We start from the raw sequence: 15,331 nt of genomic DNA, 5'->3' as shown, positions 1-15,331 counted from the left end.
CGGCAGCTGTCAGAGCACTGAGGCAGCGGCAGGCGTGCGGCTGCGGCGGTCTTTATCCAGACGCTTCCGGATTCGCTGACGCTTGGCTTCGGACAAGTAGTCGACGAACAGTTTGCCTTCAAGGTGGTCCATTTCGTGCTGGACACAAACAGCGAGCAGACCCTGCATGTCTTGCTCAACGGTTTTGCCGTCACGATCGAGGTAAATCACGCGGATGTGCTCGGCGCGTTCAACCTCTTCGTAGTACCCCGGTACGGACAAGCAGCCTTCCTCGGCCACGGCGACGCCGTCCCTTTCCAGAATCTGCGGGTTGATCAAAACGTAGGGGTCCGTCTTTTCAGCGGAAACGTCGGCCACCAGCAATCGCTTGTGCACATCCACCTGAGTCGCGGCCAGACCAATCCCGGGGGCCTGATACATAGTCTCAAACATGTCATCGATCAGGGTGCGCAGGGCGTCATCCACAGCATCGACGGGTGCCGCCTTGGTACGCAGGCGCGGATCGGGAAACTCAAGTATTTTCAGTATAGCCATAACAGGTACGGTCAAAACTCGCGTAAGTTACTACAAACTAATGCTAAATTTTTGACTTTATTGAATAAGATAGCGGACAATGCCGCCTTAATTAAGCGCCGCCAAAGGCCCCTCGGGGGTGGAATTGTGACGCGTTTGGCAGCTTGCAAGGCGTCGACACGACATATTATAGCAACGCCTGTCCGCCGACAGGTCAGATTTCACAATGGAGCCGCCGTCGATCATGTCCTTTAGCCATCCACGTACGAAAACCGGCATCTGCCTGTCGTCTATAGTTTTGACGGCGGCGCTGGCCGGCTGCTCCCTGAATCCGTTTGCCGACCGTGAAGAAGCACCGGTGCGTAGCGAGCGACCGGCGCCTGCACCAGAACGTTCTACATCTCTGGATCCGAACGCAAACCGGGCCTCGACCCAGAACGCTCCACAACAGAATATTCAACCGCTGAACCGCGTCCCGCTCGCGTCCGGCCATCCGGATGAGTACGTCGTCAAACGCGGCGATACCCTGTGGGACATCGCGGGTCAGTTCCTGCAGGATCCCTGGCACTGGCCGGAAGTCTGGTACGTCAATCCGCAGGTTGAAAACCCACACCTTATTTATCCCGGTGATGTGCTCGCTTTGGTCATGATCGATGGTCAGCCACGCATCACATTGCGCGGCTCTGCTTATCGCCTGTCACCGCAAGCACGCATTACGCCACTCGACGCGGCGATTACCAGCATTCCTTACGAACAGATTGCGTCTTTTCTGTCGCGAGGAATGGTGCTGGAGCGCTCTCAGATTGACAGCCTCCCCTACATACTCGCGACTCGCGGCCAACGAATGATTGCGGCCGCTGGTAACGACGTGTACGTGCGCGGCGGCGAACCCGCGGCTCCCGGCACCCGCTACAGTGTCATTCATGTTGGCGATGAGCTGGTTGACCCGGACGACAACAAGGTCGTGGGCTATCAGGGCATATTCGTTGGCGAAGGCGCGCTGAGTCGTGGCGGCGATCCCGCAACAGTCAGCCTGACCGATACCAATCGTGAAGCATTGACCGGCGACCGACTGATTCCGGAGTCGGTGGACATCCCGCTGAATTTCTTCCCGAAAGCGCCGGATACGGACGTCGACGGCAAAATTATTTCGGTGGTAGATGGTGTATCGCTGATTGGCCAGTATCAGGTGGTGGTGCTGAACCGGGGTGCGCGCGACGGTATAGCACCGGGTGACGTGTTGACTGTTTTCCAGTCCGGCGAAGAAGTGCACGATCGGTTTGCCCGCGGTTCGGACGGCTTCCTGCCCAGCTTTGGCGGCGAAAAAATTCGCCTGCCGGATGAACAAGCCGGTACGGTGATGATATTCAAAGTCTACGATCGGATCGGTTACGGCCTGGTCATGCAGGCCACCAGCGAAATTCGCGTATTCGACGCTGTGCGCAGCCCCTAGAGGCGCATTAACTCCGCTCAAGCGGGCCGGCGTTCGAATCACGAACGCCGGCTTTTTTTATGCCCGAAAGCGGAGTGCAGGAACCCTATGAGCGATGAACGACGAGCCTGGCTCGCGCTTTCCGAGGCCAGAGTGCCCACGGCCGTGCTGGAAGCTCTGCTCGCCGAGTTCGGCGACGCCGCCGGTATTCTGCGAGAAAAGCGCGCGACACTGGTTAGATTCGGCCTGAGCGAGGGCGCTGCCGACGCCTTGCTGCAGCCGGACCAGAACCGACTCGAAACGGCCTTGCGCTGGTCGGACGAGGCCGGCAACCACTTGATTCCCGTAACCAGCGACGACTACCCCGAGCTGCTGCGGCAGATCAATGGTTGGCCACCACTCCTTTATTTAAAGGGCGCGGTTGATGCTCTGCATTTGCCGGCCATTGCCATAGTCGGCAGCCGCAACCCAACCCGCGGTGGCGAGAACAACAGCCAGCAGTTCGCGAAGCACCTGGGCGAATGCGGCTTCACAATTGTCAGCGGCCTGGCGCAAGGAATTGATAGCGCCGCACACCGCGGCGCACTCAGCGCCGGCGCTACCACGATTGCTGTGCTTGGCCACGGCATCGATCGCGTTTACCCGGCAAGCAACCATGATCTGGCGCATGCAGTCGCGAGCAATGGCGCATTGCTGTCTGAATACCCGCTCGGTACTCCGCCACGCCGGGAACATTTTCCGGCACGCAATCGCCTTATCAGTGGCTTGTCGCTGGGCACACTGGTGATCGAAGCCGCTTACCGCAGCGGCTCTCTGATTACGGCAAGACTGGCCTCCGAGCAGGGCCGTGAAGTCTTTGCCATCCCCGGTTCAATACACAATGCGCTGGCGCGAGGTTGTCACCGACTCATTCGTGACGGCGCCAAACTCGTCGAGAGCGCCGCCGATATCATCGATGAATTACAGCCACTCGTTGGTCACCTGGTGCAACATAAGGACGATGTCAGCAAGGTTGAAAATGGCGCCGTTGTGCGGAATCCAGAGCATGAATTGCTGCTGACAACGATGGGCTTCGACCCCGTAAGTACCGACGAACTCGCGGCCAAATGCGCATTGACGATCGATCAGGTTTGCTCCATGCTCCTTATTCTGGAGCTCGAGGGACAGGTCGAAATGCTTCCGGGCGGGAATTACTCGAGACTGAAACACTGCTAATACGGATTTTTAAGGAGCCGCTCCAGGCATGAAAGAGAACGTACTCGACGTATTGATGTATCTCTTCGAGACCTACATCGATGCGGATGAGGAGCCCGAGCCAAACCAAAACGTGTTGCGCGGAGAATTGGTCCGCGCGGGATTTGGCAGTACCGAGATTGATCGGGCGCTGGACTGGCTCGATGGTTTGACTGAGAACCACGACAGTCTCGCCTTCCATCCGCAAACTGATTCGTCCACCCGCATCTACAGCGATGTGGAACGCGAACGGCTCGACAGCCATGCGCGCGGTTTTATCCTCTATCTGGAGCAGATCGGCATTCTTTCGCCGACACAACGCGAAATTCTCGTTGACCGACTGCTTGCGCTGGAGTCTCCTGACATTGATGTTGAGCAGATCAAGTGGGTAGTCTTGATGGTGTTGTTCAGCCAACCCGGTCAGGAAATGGCCTATGCGCGAATGGAAGATCTGGTGTTTGAGGAGAACACCGGGCTTATCCACTGAGAGCCGGTTTAGGGGCGTTGTCGGTCCGTATCCTTGACACGCTCACAATCTGCAGGTAATTGAACCGCGGCACAGTCTGCGGTTTTTTGCTTCAGGCCGTCACAAAGTTCTTTTACTTACGGAAGCAGCATGTCGCGAAATCTTGTAATCGTCGAATCACCGGCTAAAGCCAAAACCATCAGCAAGTACCTGGGCAAGGACTTCGATGTATTGGCATCGTACGGCCACGTACGCGATTTGGTGCCCAAGGAAGGCGCTGTCGATACCGACGCCGACTTCGCGATGAAATACCAGATCATCGAGCGTAACGAAAAACACGTTAACGCGATCATCAAGGCGTTGAAGAAGGCTGACGCCCTGTACCTCGCGACTGACCCTGATCGCGAAGGTGAAGCCATTTCATGGCATCTGGTCGAGCTTCTGAAAGAAAAAGGCGTCATCAAGGACAAGCCGGTCCATCGCGTGGTTTTTCATGAAATCACCAAGGGCGCGATCCAAGAAGCGATCGAACATCCGCGTCTGATCTCGGACGAACTGGTTTGCGCACAACAAGCACGCCGTGCACTGGATTACCTCGTCGGCTTCAATCTGTCGCCGCTGTTGTGGAAGAAGGTACAGCGTGGCCTGTCGGCCGGTCGCGTCCAAAGTCCTGCATTGCGCATGATTGTCGAGCGCGAACTCGAGATCGAAGCGTTCAAGGCCCGGGAATACTGGACGATCGAAGCCGACGTCAGCAAAGAGTCGCAACCCTTTGTTTCCCGGCTCATTCGCTACCGCGGCGAGAAAGTCGAGCAGTTCAGCTTTGAGAATGAAACGGCCGCGCGCGAGGTCGAAAGCACCCTGCTGGCTGCCGCCAACGGCGTGCTTACTGCTGTAAAGGTCGACAAGAAGCAACGTCGCCGCAACCCATCCGCGCCGTTTACGACCTCGACCTTGCAACAGGAAGCGTCCCGCAAGCTTGGCTTCAATACCCAATGGACGATGCGCGTAGCACAACGTCTCTACGAGGGTATTGAATTGCCTGGCGAGGGTAACGTTGGCCTTATTACTTATATGCGTACCGACTCGGTCACGTTAGCTCAATCCGCGCTTGATGAAGTTCGCGCTTTGATTGGCGAGCGCTACGGTGCTCAGAATGTGCCTGCCGAAGCACGCGTCTTCAAAACGAAGGCGAAGAATGCTCAGGAAGCGCACGAAGCTATTCGTCCAACCTCCGTTTCCATTACGCCGGAGTCGCTCAAGGGCAAGCTGGACGAAGAACAGCTGAAACTCTATACACTGATCTGGCAGCGCACGATGGCGTGTCAGATGGTGCCTGCAATATTCGACACGGTAGCACTGGACCTGTCCGCCGGACCGCACAGCGACAAGGGTCACCTGATGCGCGCCAATGGCTCGGTATTGGTTGAACCGGGTTTCATGGCGGTTTACCAGGAAGGCAAAGACGACAACGAAACCGACGATGGCGATCGATTGCTGCCTGAAATCAGTCAGGGCGACACGATTTCTCTCGACAAGTTGCGCCCCGAACAGCATTTCACCGAGCCACCGCCCCGTTTTACCGAGGCCAGCCTGGTAAAGACTCTGGAAGAATACGGCATTGGCCGGCCGTCGACTTACGCCAGCATTATCGTAACGCTGAAGAACCGCGAATACGTCGAGATGGACGGCAAACGCTTCCTGCCGACCGATATCGGCCGGATTGTGAACGGCTTTTTGACCGAACATTTCACGCAGTACGTCGACTACGACTTCACCGCAAGACTCGAGGACGATCTCGATGAAGTCTCTCTCGGCAAGAAAGAATGGATACCACTGCTTAAAGAATTTTGGGCGCCGTTCTCCAAGCTGGTCCTGCACAAAGACGAAAACGTAACCCGCGAACAAGTCGCAATGGCTCGCGAGCTGGGCACCGACAAAAAGACCGGCAAACCGATCACTGTTCGTATGGGCCGCTTCGGTCCGTTCGTACAGATCGGCACCAAAGACGACGAAGAAAAGCCGAAGTTTGCTGGCCTGCGCCCGGGCCAGAAGATGAACGACATCACGCTTGACGAGGCGATGGAGCTGTTCAAACTGCCGAGAAAGCTCGGCGAGACAGCTGACGGTCTCTCAGTATCCGCGAGTGTTGGCCGGTTCGGGCCCTATGTGCGTTACGGCGACAAATTCGTCTCTATCAAGGGCGAAGACGATCCGTACACCATCGAACTGCCGCGCGCACTCGAGTTGATAGAAGAGAAAAAGCGCATCGACGCCGAGCGCCTCATCCTTGATTTCGAAGAGGAAGGCATTCAGGTACTGAACGGTCGTTACGGTCCGTACATCACGGACAAGAAGAAGAATGCACGGGTGCCGAAGGACCGCGAGCCAAAGACCCTGACTCTCGACGAGTGCAAGGAATTGCTGGCGGCAGCGCCCGAGCGCGGTCGACGCGGCAAGAAGAAGAAAGTCAGCGCATCAGAAGCCAGCAGTAAAAAGACAGCAAAGAAAAAAGCCAAAAAGAAGGCCAAGAAGAAAGCGAAGAAAAAGGCAAAGAAAAAAACTGCCAAGAAAAAAGTCGCGAAGAAGAAGGCCCCGGCCGCCAGGAAAAAGAGCTCGGCTGGCAAGTCGACTGACGGCGCAGAAGGTTAAGCCAAATGATGCCGCTGCGCTGGGCCGGCCGTCTCGTCCGCGCAGGCGGCGTCGTTGCTTACCCGACCGAAGGAGTCTTCGGCTTAGGCTGTCGACCGGATGATGCGGGTGCTGTCATGCGTATCCTCGAGATCAAACAACGCGACCCACTTCTCGGCCTGTTGCTGATCGGTGCCTCATTGGAGCAGTTCGACGGCTGGATCGACTTGCCGGCGAACGCGCCGGATCTGCGTTGCAGCGCAGAACGACCGGTAACCTGGATTGTTCCCGCAACGGACGCAGTACCTGCCTGGATAAGAGGGCGGCACGAGAGCGTGGCCATCAGAGTTACAGCGCACCCCGTGGCAGCGACACTCTGCCAGATCGCCGGCATGCCAATAGTATCAACCAGCGCCAATATCAGCGGCAGACCGCCAGCACGCACCTCGTACGTCCTTCACAAGCAATTTGGCCCACTGGTCGACGCCATCGTGCCCGGGCGCTGCGGTCCTGCAAACGGATCGTCGGAAATCCGCGACCTCTGCAGCGGTCGCATCGTCAGAGCAGCCACCTAATGAAGCAGACAGTCCCAGACCAAGACGCCGTAAAAGAGTACCTGCAGGGCTTGCAACAGAATATCTGCCACGCACTTGAAAAAGCCGACGGCAGCGGCCGGTTTCAGCACGACAGCTGGCAGCGCGAAGGCGGCGGCGGCGGCGAAAGCCGGGTGATGACCCATGGCGAGGTATTTGAGCAGGCCGGCGTTGGTTTCTCGCACGTCTATGGCGACACGATGCCGCCGTCGGCAACCAAGAGCCGGCCGGAACTGGCTGGCCGCGCTTTCACTGCCATGGGCGTGTCACTGGTTTTGCATCCGGGCAACCCCTACGTCCCGACCACGCATGCCAACTTCCGCTTCTTTACGACGGTTGCTGATGACGGACCGCCTGTCTGGTGGTTTGGCGGTGGCTTCGATCTGACACCTTATTACCCGTTTCACGAGGACGTGCTGCACTGGCACCGGACGGCTCGAGACGCCTGCCAGCCGTTCGGCGACGATTACTATCCACGCTATAAGAATTGGTGCGATGAGTACTTTTTCCTGAAGCACCGCAATGAAACCCGTGGCGTGGGTGGGCTATTCTTCGATGACCTGAATGAACCGGGTTTCGAACGTTCGTTCCAATTCGTGCGGGCGATTGCGGATCAGTTTCTTGCTGCCTACCTGCCCATAGTCGCAGCACGCAAAGACACGGTATTCGGCGAGCGCGAACGTGAATTTCAATTGTACCGGCGAGGTCGGTACGTTGAATTCAACCTGATTTATGACCGTGGGACACTGTTTGGCTTACAGTCGGGTGGGCGCACGGAGTCTATCCTGATGTCCCTGCCACCGCGGGTACGCTGGGAGTACGACTGGTCCCCGGCGAGCGGCTCGGTTGAAGAGCGTTTGTACGCGGATTATCTGCGGCCACGTGACTGGCTTGCGGAAGACGACCAGAAGGAGCGCTGATATGGCATGGATCGACGAGGTCAAAATTGACGACGCCGACGACAAACTCGGCAGAATCTACGCTGCATTACTCGAACAGCGTGGCAAAGTATCGAACATCATGCAGGTGCAAAGCCTCAACCCGGAGGCCATGCAAAACCACCTCGATCTTTACATGACAGTCATGTTCGGCAAGTCCGGGTTGTCCCGAGCGGAGCGCGAAGCCGTTGCGGTCGTCGTGTCCGCAAGCAACGAATGCGCGTACTGCGTACAGCATCATGCCGAGGCATTACGACGTTACGTGAAAGATGACGACACCGTGCAAACCTTGTGCTCGGCCGACAATCTGGACTCGCTGGAGCCGCGACTGGGCAACATCGTCATGCATGCCGAAAAGCTCACGACCGCACCTGGCGCCATGACCGACAGCGACCTTCATGACCTGCGGTCAGTGGGCCTTAGCGACCGTGACATTCTCGATCTCACCCTGATTGTGGGCTATTTCAATTTCGTCAATCGCATTGCGCTCGGACTGGGCGTCACCTACTCCACGGACGAGCTTTCCGGTTACCGCGACAACGCGTAGTCAAAATGCACGGATCGACGACCGCCGGTCGCGGTTGGCGGAACAGCGGGCCATCTGTCCACTCCTTTAGGACTGTGGTAACTTCTTTGCAGAATAAGCGGTTACACAATGCATTTCATGCAGACTGGTGCCCCGTCGGTCGACGCGGCGGGTAACAGGAACTCACGTGAGCGAATTTCGAACCATGGCCGCCGTTTTGTGCGGCGTATTGCTGACCGCCGGTTTCGCGGTCGAGGCCAGCGAACTGCGCGAAGCCGGACCCGTCGCCGCGTTTCGTTTTGCCGATGAAGACACCGAATCCGCGAAGGTGTACATCGTGCAGCTCCGCGAGCCCGCAGCAGCTGTTTATCATGCCAAGCAACGCTTTACAGGCTCAGGAAAACTGTCGGCGCCCAGCCGCTTCGACAAGAACAGTGCCGCCGTACAAAACTACGCGCAACGCCTCGGCAATGAACAACAGTCCGTGCTGGCCAAGGCCGGCCCGGGGGCCGTGCAGCTATACAGTTATCGTTACAGTCTGAACGGCTTTGCCGCGCGCATGACGCCAGCGCAGGCCAACAAGCTGGGCAATCTCCCCGAAGTGCAGCAGGTCTGGGAAGATGAAATCCGGCCGTTGTCGACTAACTACAGCGCCGAGTTTCTCGGCTTGTTCGACTCAGACGGCGGATTGCGCGGCGATCTCGGTCTCGATGGCGAAGGTGTGGTGATAGGTGTTATCGACAGCGGCATCGCGCCGGAACACCCAATGCTGGCAGATACCCGCGAGGCGCCGCGCCCCAGACTCTGCGAATCCACCTGGGCCAGGAACAGCCTGCTCGGTCGCTGGCTGTGCGGGCGTTTCAGCCGACTACCCGACGTCGTGGTCTATGACCCTCCGGAGGACTGGAACGGGCATTGCGAAGCCGGCCCGGAGTTCGACGCCAGCCTGTGCAACAACAAGCTGATCGGTGCGCGTTATTTCTACGCTGGCGCACAGAATGCTGGTCCGATTGACGATGGCGAAGTCTATTCAGCGCGTGACGTCGATGGACACGGAACCCATACCGCGACCACCGCCGCCGGCAAACGAGTGGATGCTGCGATATTCGGTACGGTGCTCGGTCGCGTCGAAGGCATGGCACCACGAGCACGGGTTGCGGCCTACAAGGCCTGCTGGCTGCGACCGGGCGCAACCCGTTCCAGCTGCAATACCTCTGATCTCGCTCTGGCGATCGACACCGCTGTCGCCGATGGCGTCGACATCATCAACTATTCGGTTGGTAATTCTCTGCAGGAAACGACCGCGCCCGATGATCTCGCTCTCATGGCGGCGACCAAAGCGGGCGTGCTCGCTGTCGTTGCGGCCGGCAACGAAGGGCCCAATTTTGGCACCGTGGGCTCACCTGCCGGCGCACCGTGGGTCATGACGGTCGCGGCATCCAGTCGCGACGGTGAACATTCACTCGAGGCCCTGCAGATCGATGCGCCGGTATCACTGGCGGGTAAGTACGCCGTCAAAGAGGGCAATTTCGGCGCACCGCTTGGCGACAACGACCCTATCGAAGAAGAACTCGTGCTGGTTGATGACGACGACAACACGCTGGACGGCGGTGTTAGCGGCACGACCTTCGATGCGTGTGAACCTTTAGTGAACAGCAGTGAGGTCAGCGGCAAGGTTGCACTGGTCCAGCGTGGCGGCTGCGACTTCACGGTGAAGGCAACGCATGTCGAAGATGCGGGTGCCATCGCCATGCTGGTCGCCAATATTGCCGGCGACCCAACGGTAATGACGGGCGAAGCGAATGCCGTGAACATTCCGGTTCTGATGATTGGTCAGGCTGACGGCAATCGCATACTCGATGAGATTAACGCCGGCGAAACAGTCGAAGTCGTGCTGGATAAAGGATTGTTTCTTGCCGTCAGCGACGACGGCAATGTCATGGGTTCGTTTTCTTCGCGAGGCCCCGGCCCGTCACAGGACATACTCAAACCAGACGTGACAGCGCCCGGGATCAATATTCTGGCGGGCTTCACCCCGGACGCAGTCAACTCGGTGCACGGTGAAAACTTCGCGTTTCTGACCGGCACTTCGATGTCAGCACCACACGTCACGGGCATCGCAGCCCTGTTGCACGAAGCCCATCCGGAGTGGAGCCCCGCAGCGATCAAGTCGGCCTTGATGACTTCGGCGTACCAGGACGTAAATCAGGCAACGGGCACGACCCAGGCCAACCCGTTTGATTTCGGCGCTGGCCACATTGATCCAAACAGTGCGCTGAACCCGGGCCTGGTCTACGACGCGGGCGACGATGACTATGACGCATTCGCCTGCGCGATACGCTCGTCAGCCGTATTGGCGTCGCGCTGTTCCGAGCTGGCTGCGGCCGGCGTATCGCTGGATCCCAGCGACATGAATCAGCCGTCAATCGCAGTTGGCCGTCTGGCAAATTCGCAAACCGTGGTTCGCCGGGTCACCAATGTCAGTGACGTCGCTGGCAACTACACAGCCAGCATTGTGTCGCCCTCCGGCATCGAAACTGTCGTAGCGCCACAGGCGTTGAGTCTTGCTCCCGGTGAAACCGCCCAGTTCGAAGTCACCTACACCTATGCCAGCGGCCCACTGAACAGTTGGCGCTTTGGCAGTTTGACCTGGAACAGCGATGATCATGCGGTTCGCAGCGCACTTGCCGTCCGACCTGTGTCACTCACTGCACCTACTGAATACAGCTCGGTCGGCGGAACCGGCTCATTAAGTTTTCCGGTTGAGTTCGGCTACGACGGCGCCTATGAAGCGCGGGTCCACGGTCTTAACTTGCCGCTGGTGCTCAGCAGCAGCGTGCAAGCTGATCCCGACAAAACCTTCCAGTTCAGCGACGAAGGCACCGGCGCCACCGCACACACCTACATCGTGCCGCCCGATCAGGCCTATTTGCGCTTTGCCTTGTTCGATGAGCTGACCGACGGCAACGACGATCTCGATATGTACGTCTACTATTGCCCGGACAACATTAACTGCAACAAGATCGGCGAAAGCGGCAACGACACGTCACGCGAACAATTCAACCTGATGCTGCCCGGCGCAGGAACCTACGTCGTATTTGTGCACGGCTTTGAAACCGATGAGGTCACGGGTGGCCCCGGTACCGAGTACGACATCGTCGCGTGGCAATTCGGCCTGAACGACAACGCCGGCAACATGAGCGTAACCGCACCCGCCGTGGTTTCCTCCGGATCGACCGAAACAGTACAGGTCGACTGGAGCAACTTGCTGTCCGGCACAATTTATCTCGGCGGCATCTCGCACAACACGCCGGAGGGGCTTGTTGGCATTACTGTAATCAGCGTTCGGAACTGATGAACCCAGCAATCAGAATGTCCGGCGTACTCTCGCCGGTAATCACCCCCTTTCGCGACGACTTAAGCGTCGATGCTGATGGTCTCGTGCAGCAATGCCGCTGGCTGCTGTCGCAGGACACCGGCCTTGCCGTGTTCGGTACCAACAGCGAAGCAAACTCGCTGTCAGTCGCCGAGAAAATTGAGCTGTTGGAAACATTGGTCGATGCCGGTATCGACACCACAAGGCTAATGCCAGGGACCGGTTGCTGCGCCTTGCCGGATTCCGTGGCGCTGACCCGTGCCGCAGTCAGGCTCGGCTGCGCCGGCACCCTGATGTTGCCGCCGTTTTATTACAAGGGCGTCAGCGACGATGCGCTGTACAGAAGTTATGCCGAGATTATTCAACGAGTTGGCGATGAAAAACTGCGCGTGTACCTCTATCACATTCCGCCTGTGGCGCAGGTTGGCATCAGCATAAACCTCATTGAACGCCTGTTGCGCGATTACCCGGGCACTATTGCCGGCATCAAAGACAGTTCAGGTGACTGGACCAATGCAGCGGCAATGCACGAACGGCAGTGGGATGATTTTCAGATCTTTGTCGGCACAGAAGCCCTGTTACTAAAGAACATGCGGGCGGGCGGTGCAGGCTGCATATCGGCGACCGCCAATGTGAATCCCGCGGCCATCGTCGATCTGTACCACAACTGGCAATCGCCGAACGCCGAAGCGAAGCAACAAGCGCTGATCGACCTGCGTGGCATCGTTCAGCAGAAGGCGATGATCCCGGCACTGAAGGCTATCGTGGCGCACTACAGCGGCACGGCGAAGTGGCGTACGGTTCGTCCACCTCTGTTGAGTCTCAGTGCTGAGGATTGCCGCGAACTGATCGCCGCTCTTGATGCGCAGGATTTCACCATGCCTGGTCTGGCGGCAAGCGCCTGAACGGCGTCAGAGTTTCTTCGCGAGCGCAGCGCATTCCTTGTAGCGAAAACAATCGGTCAGGTGATCGTTGACCAAACCGGTTGCCTGCATGTGCGCGTAGAGTATTGTGCTGCCGACGAACTTGAAGCCGCGCTTTCGCATATCCTTGCTCAGCGCGTCGGACTCCGTTGACGTGGCCGGGAAATCGCCGTCCCGACGAAGGCGGTTTTGAATCGGCTTGCCACCGACGAAACCCCAAATATAGTTGCAGAAGCCGTCGAATTCTTCCTGCACGGACAGAAAAGCCCTGGCGTTACTAACCGCAGACCGCACTTTCAGACGATTGCGCACGATACCCGGGTCGAGCAGAATTTTTTCGATGCGCTTTTCAGTGAAACGGGCAACTTTCTCAGGATCGAAATCAGCAAAGTTTTTGCGATAGCCTTCGCGCTTGTTGAGTATGGTCGACCAGCTCAAGCCAGCCTGGGCACCTTCGAGGAGCAAAAACTCGAACTGCGTCCGGTCATCGGTAACCGGCACTCCCCACTCGGTATCGTGGTACTCGATGTACGCAAGGCCGACGCCCTCCGACCACTTGCAACGTTTGACTTGTTTGCTCATTGGGCTCAGACACTCATCAGGACCACATGGACGGTGAATTCTAGCAGCGCCCGGTTCAATCACACATGCGGCATATACGCACAAGTTGCGCAGTTTCACCGATTTCAACCGTGTCGACCCAGCCAGGCAACGAATCGGGAACGATCACTCGCGACCACACGGCGGATAAAAAAAACCCGCGGCAAACCGCGGGTTCTTTTGGCTTCATGCGGCAATCAGGCTGTTAGACCAATCCGCTATATCTGCCTTTAGCTGCTTATTCTTTCTTGCCGCCGCAGCTGCCTTCAGCGCCTTTCTCTTTGTCGCCGCCACAACTGCCCTCGGCGCCTTTCTCTTTGTCACCGCCACAACTGCCCTCGGCGCCTTTTTCCTTGTCACCGCCGCAACTGCCCTCGGCGCCTTTCTCTTTGTCGCCGCCGCAACTGCCCTCGGCGCCTTTCTCTTTGTCGCCGCCGCAACTGCCTTCAGCGCCTTTCTCTTTGTCACCGCCACAGCTACCTTCGGCTTGCTTGTCGCCTTTGTCACCGCCACAGCTGCCTTCAGCATTCTTATCGCCCTTGTCGCCGCCACATTTGCCTTCGCCACAACTGCCTTCACCGGCGCCCAGCATGTAACCGGCGCTCAGCGTTTGCATCGCGAACGGGCTTGCGCCGGTTTCAGCATTGGCAACGCTGGCGAATGCGAACGTTCCGGCCAAAGCCGCACCAACGGCCAGTGCAACAGGTTTCGCTATTTGCTTGTTCGACATTTCTAATCTCCTACCTCTGGTTTACATGCCCAGGCCGGGCATCTCACTTAAGCCCACTATCGGGCCATACTTTGATTGGTACTCAGCGAGCCGGTTTCTTCAGGTTGACCACTTCACTGAGTCGATAACACGATGGCTGATGTCGTCTATTGATTCTTCACTGACACCAATTATAGCGATGCTGCCTTCCCCCAACGGGAGAATCACGCCGTTGATGGCGTTCCCTTCAAGCGGAATCGGGCCGTCAATCGGCTCGTCCGGCAGCAACAACAAGGTTACCGGGCCGCGCTCCCCCTGAATAACCAGGTGAGGAATTATTCTCCCATTGATTTCGCAGCTGCGCGCGTAAGTAATCAGCCCAATCCCCGGGCTCATTTGTGCCACATCTTTACTGACCACGCTCTGCAGGGTTCGTTCCGACACGGCATCGCTGCTAACGACGCGCGAGCCGGCCTCGTGATCCAAATGTGCCACTACCTGTTCGGCCAAAGACAGCGCCGGGACATCCGGCGCGAGTGACTGCAGGCCAAAATAGGCCGCCAGGGCTATTCCGGCGGCCATGCCGAACCATGCCGGGGTGCTCATGCGACGGCGCGGCGTCAATGTCGTTACGCTGGCGCTGACGTCAAGCTCCGGTAATTCCGGTAATTCGAAAGCCGGGACAGGGATACTGAAGGCCGCCGCTATGCGCCGATCGAGTGCTTGGAATTCATCGCGGGCAGCGCGGCAAGACGCACATGACTCAGCATGCAATGCGCCACCGTCGAATGACTCCGACGGATCTTCCGCAATCGCCTGTCTGTAGCTTTCGCAATTCATGCTCGTCTCGTTCATGAGGTGGCACCCGTATCGAACTGTGCTTTCAGCTTGTGTCGTGCGCGGTGCAAGCGCGTCAGCACCGCGCCGGCTTTAATGCCCATCAAGGCCGCAATCTCGTCAGTTGTATAACCAAGCAATACCTGCAGTACCAGCGGCTCCCGGTAATCGTCCGGAAGTTCGAACAACGCCCGGCGCATATCCTCAGTATCCGTGTCTTCGCCTTCGGCGATTATCAAAGACTGTGCCGGCGTCAGGTTATCGACGTCGACGGTCTCCAAACGCTTGCGTTCGAAATACCGCGCATTTTCGCGCCTGACTATCGTCAGTACCCATTGTTTCGCGGAACTGTCATCGCGCAATGAATCCAGCGACTTCCAGGCCCGCAACAAAGCCTCCTGCACAACGTCCTCAGCAATACCGGGATCGCGATTGAGCCACACTGCGTAGCGGTACATGTCTCTGTGCAATACCGCGACCAGCTGCTCGAAGCGCCTTTTCCTCGCAATTGTCGCCGTACTTTCTGTCATACCAAGAGACCTGTTGAGTTTCGT

At 57.8% G+C, this 15,331-nt stretch carries 14 protein-coding genes; 9 read left to right on the top strand and 5 right to left on the bottom strand.

Annotation, left to right across the window (positions count from 1 at the left end):
* Nucleotides 1–9 precede the first annotated feature (9 nt).
* Nucleotides 10–534, bottom strand: a complete 525-nt coding sequence (gene def, locus AC0L8N_RS09825; protein ID WP_473667465.1) for a peptide deformylase — start codon at nucleotides 532–534, stop codon at nucleotides 10–12.
* 223 nt (nucleotides 535–757) lie between these two features.
* Here def and AC0L8N_RS09820 point away from each other — a divergent pair, with 223 nt between their 5' ends.
* From AC0L8N_RS09820 to AC0L8N_RS09780, 9 genes are all read left to right on the top strand, one after another.
* Nucleotides 758–1,966, top strand: coding sequence for a LysM peptidoglycan-binding domain-containing protein (locus AC0L8N_RS09820; protein ID WP_473667464.1), 1,209 nt, complete (start codon nucleotides 758–760; stop codon nucleotides 1,964–1,966).
* Nucleotides 1,967–2,053: 87 nt separating this feature from the next.
* Entirely contained in the window at nucleotides 2,054–3,160 is a 1,107-nt protein-coding gene (gene dprA, locus AC0L8N_RS09815; protein ID WP_473667463.1) for a DNA-processing protein DprA, read from the top strand.
* Between the two features lie 28 nt (nucleotides 3,161–3,188).
* On the top strand, nucleotides 3,189–3,665 hold the full coding sequence (locus AC0L8N_RS09810; protein ID WP_473667462.1) for a Smg family protein: 477 nt from the start codon (nucleotides 3,189–3,191) through the stop codon (nucleotides 3,663–3,665).
* 129 nt (nucleotides 3,666–3,794) lie between these two features.
* Nucleotides 3,795–6,296, top strand: coding sequence for a DNA topoisomerase I (locus tag AC0L8N_RS09805; RefSeq protein WP_473667461.1), 2,502 nt, complete (start codon nucleotides 3,795–3,797; stop codon nucleotides 6,294–6,296).
* 5 nt (nucleotides 6,297–6,301) lie between these two features.
* Entirely contained in the window at nucleotides 6,302–6,850 is a 549-nt protein-coding gene (locus tag AC0L8N_RS09800) for an L-threonylcarbamoyladenylate synthase (RefSeq protein ID WP_473667460.1), read from the top strand.
* A complete protein-coding gene (gene hemF / locus AC0L8N_RS09795; RefSeq protein ID WP_473667459.1) occupies nucleotides 6,850–7,788 on the top strand; it encodes an oxygen-dependent coproporphyrinogen oxidase in 939 nt (312 codons plus the stop codon). Before AC0L8N_RS09800 ends, hemF begins: the two co-directional genes overlap by 1 nt.
* 1 nt (nucleotide 7,789) lies before the next feature.
* Nucleotides 7,790–8,353 carry a peroxidase-related enzyme gene (locus tag AC0L8N_RS09790; protein WP_473667458.1) on the top strand — a complete coding sequence of 188 codons (564 nt, stop codon included), beginning with the start codon at nucleotides 7,790–7,792 and terminating at the stop codon, nucleotides 8,351–8,353.
* Between the two features lie 166 nt (nucleotides 8,354–8,519).
* On the top strand, nucleotides 8,520–11,687 hold the full coding sequence (locus tag AC0L8N_RS09785) for a S8 family serine peptidase (protein WP_473667457.1): 3,168 nt from the start codon (nucleotides 8,520–8,522) through the stop codon (nucleotides 11,685–11,687).
* Nucleotides 11,687–12,613 (top strand): dihydrodipicolinate synthase family protein, encoded by a 927-nt coding sequence (locus AC0L8N_RS09780; protein ID WP_473667456.1) that lies wholly within the window; start codon nucleotides 11,687–11,689, stop codon nucleotides 12,611–12,613. The genes AC0L8N_RS09785 and AC0L8N_RS09780 overlap by 1 nt, the downstream gene beginning before the upstream one ends.
* Before the next feature lie 6 nt (nucleotides 12,614–12,619).
* Here the strand turns inward: AC0L8N_RS09780 and AC0L8N_RS09775 are convergent, their stop codons facing one another.
* From AC0L8N_RS09775 to AC0L8N_RS09760, 4 genes are all read right to left on the bottom strand, one after another.
* Nucleotides 12,620–13,213, bottom strand: coding sequence for a DNA-3-methyladenine glycosylase I (locus AC0L8N_RS09775; protein ID WP_473667455.1), 594 nt, complete (start codon nucleotides 13,211–13,213; stop codon nucleotides 12,620–12,622).
* Between the two features lie 256 nt (nucleotides 13,214–13,469).
* A complete protein-coding gene (locus tag AC0L8N_RS09770) occupies nucleotides 13,470–13,961 on the bottom strand; it encodes an HvfA family oxazolone/thioamide-modified RiPP metallophore (protein ID WP_473667454.1) in 492 nt (163 codons plus the stop codon).
* A 99-nt stretch (nucleotides 13,962–14,060) separates the two neighbouring features.
* On the bottom strand, nucleotides 14,061–14,795 hold the full coding sequence (locus AC0L8N_RS09765) for a DUF3379 family protein (RefSeq protein WP_473667453.1): 735 nt from the start codon (nucleotides 14,793–14,795) through the stop codon (nucleotides 14,061–14,063).
* Nucleotides 14,792–15,307 carry a sigma-70 family RNA polymerase sigma factor gene (locus AC0L8N_RS09760; protein WP_473667452.1) on the bottom strand — a complete coding sequence of 172 codons (516 nt, stop codon included), beginning with the start codon at nucleotides 15,305–15,307 and terminating at the stop codon, nucleotides 14,792–14,794. The genes AC0L8N_RS09765 and AC0L8N_RS09760 overlap by 4 nt, the downstream gene beginning before the upstream one ends.
* Nucleotides 15,308–15,331: the final 24 nt, after the last annotated feature.

It is taken from the genome of Woeseia sp. D3-10 (genome assembly GCF_055809415.1).
This window is presented reverse-complemented; position numbering and strand designations above follow the sequence as displayed.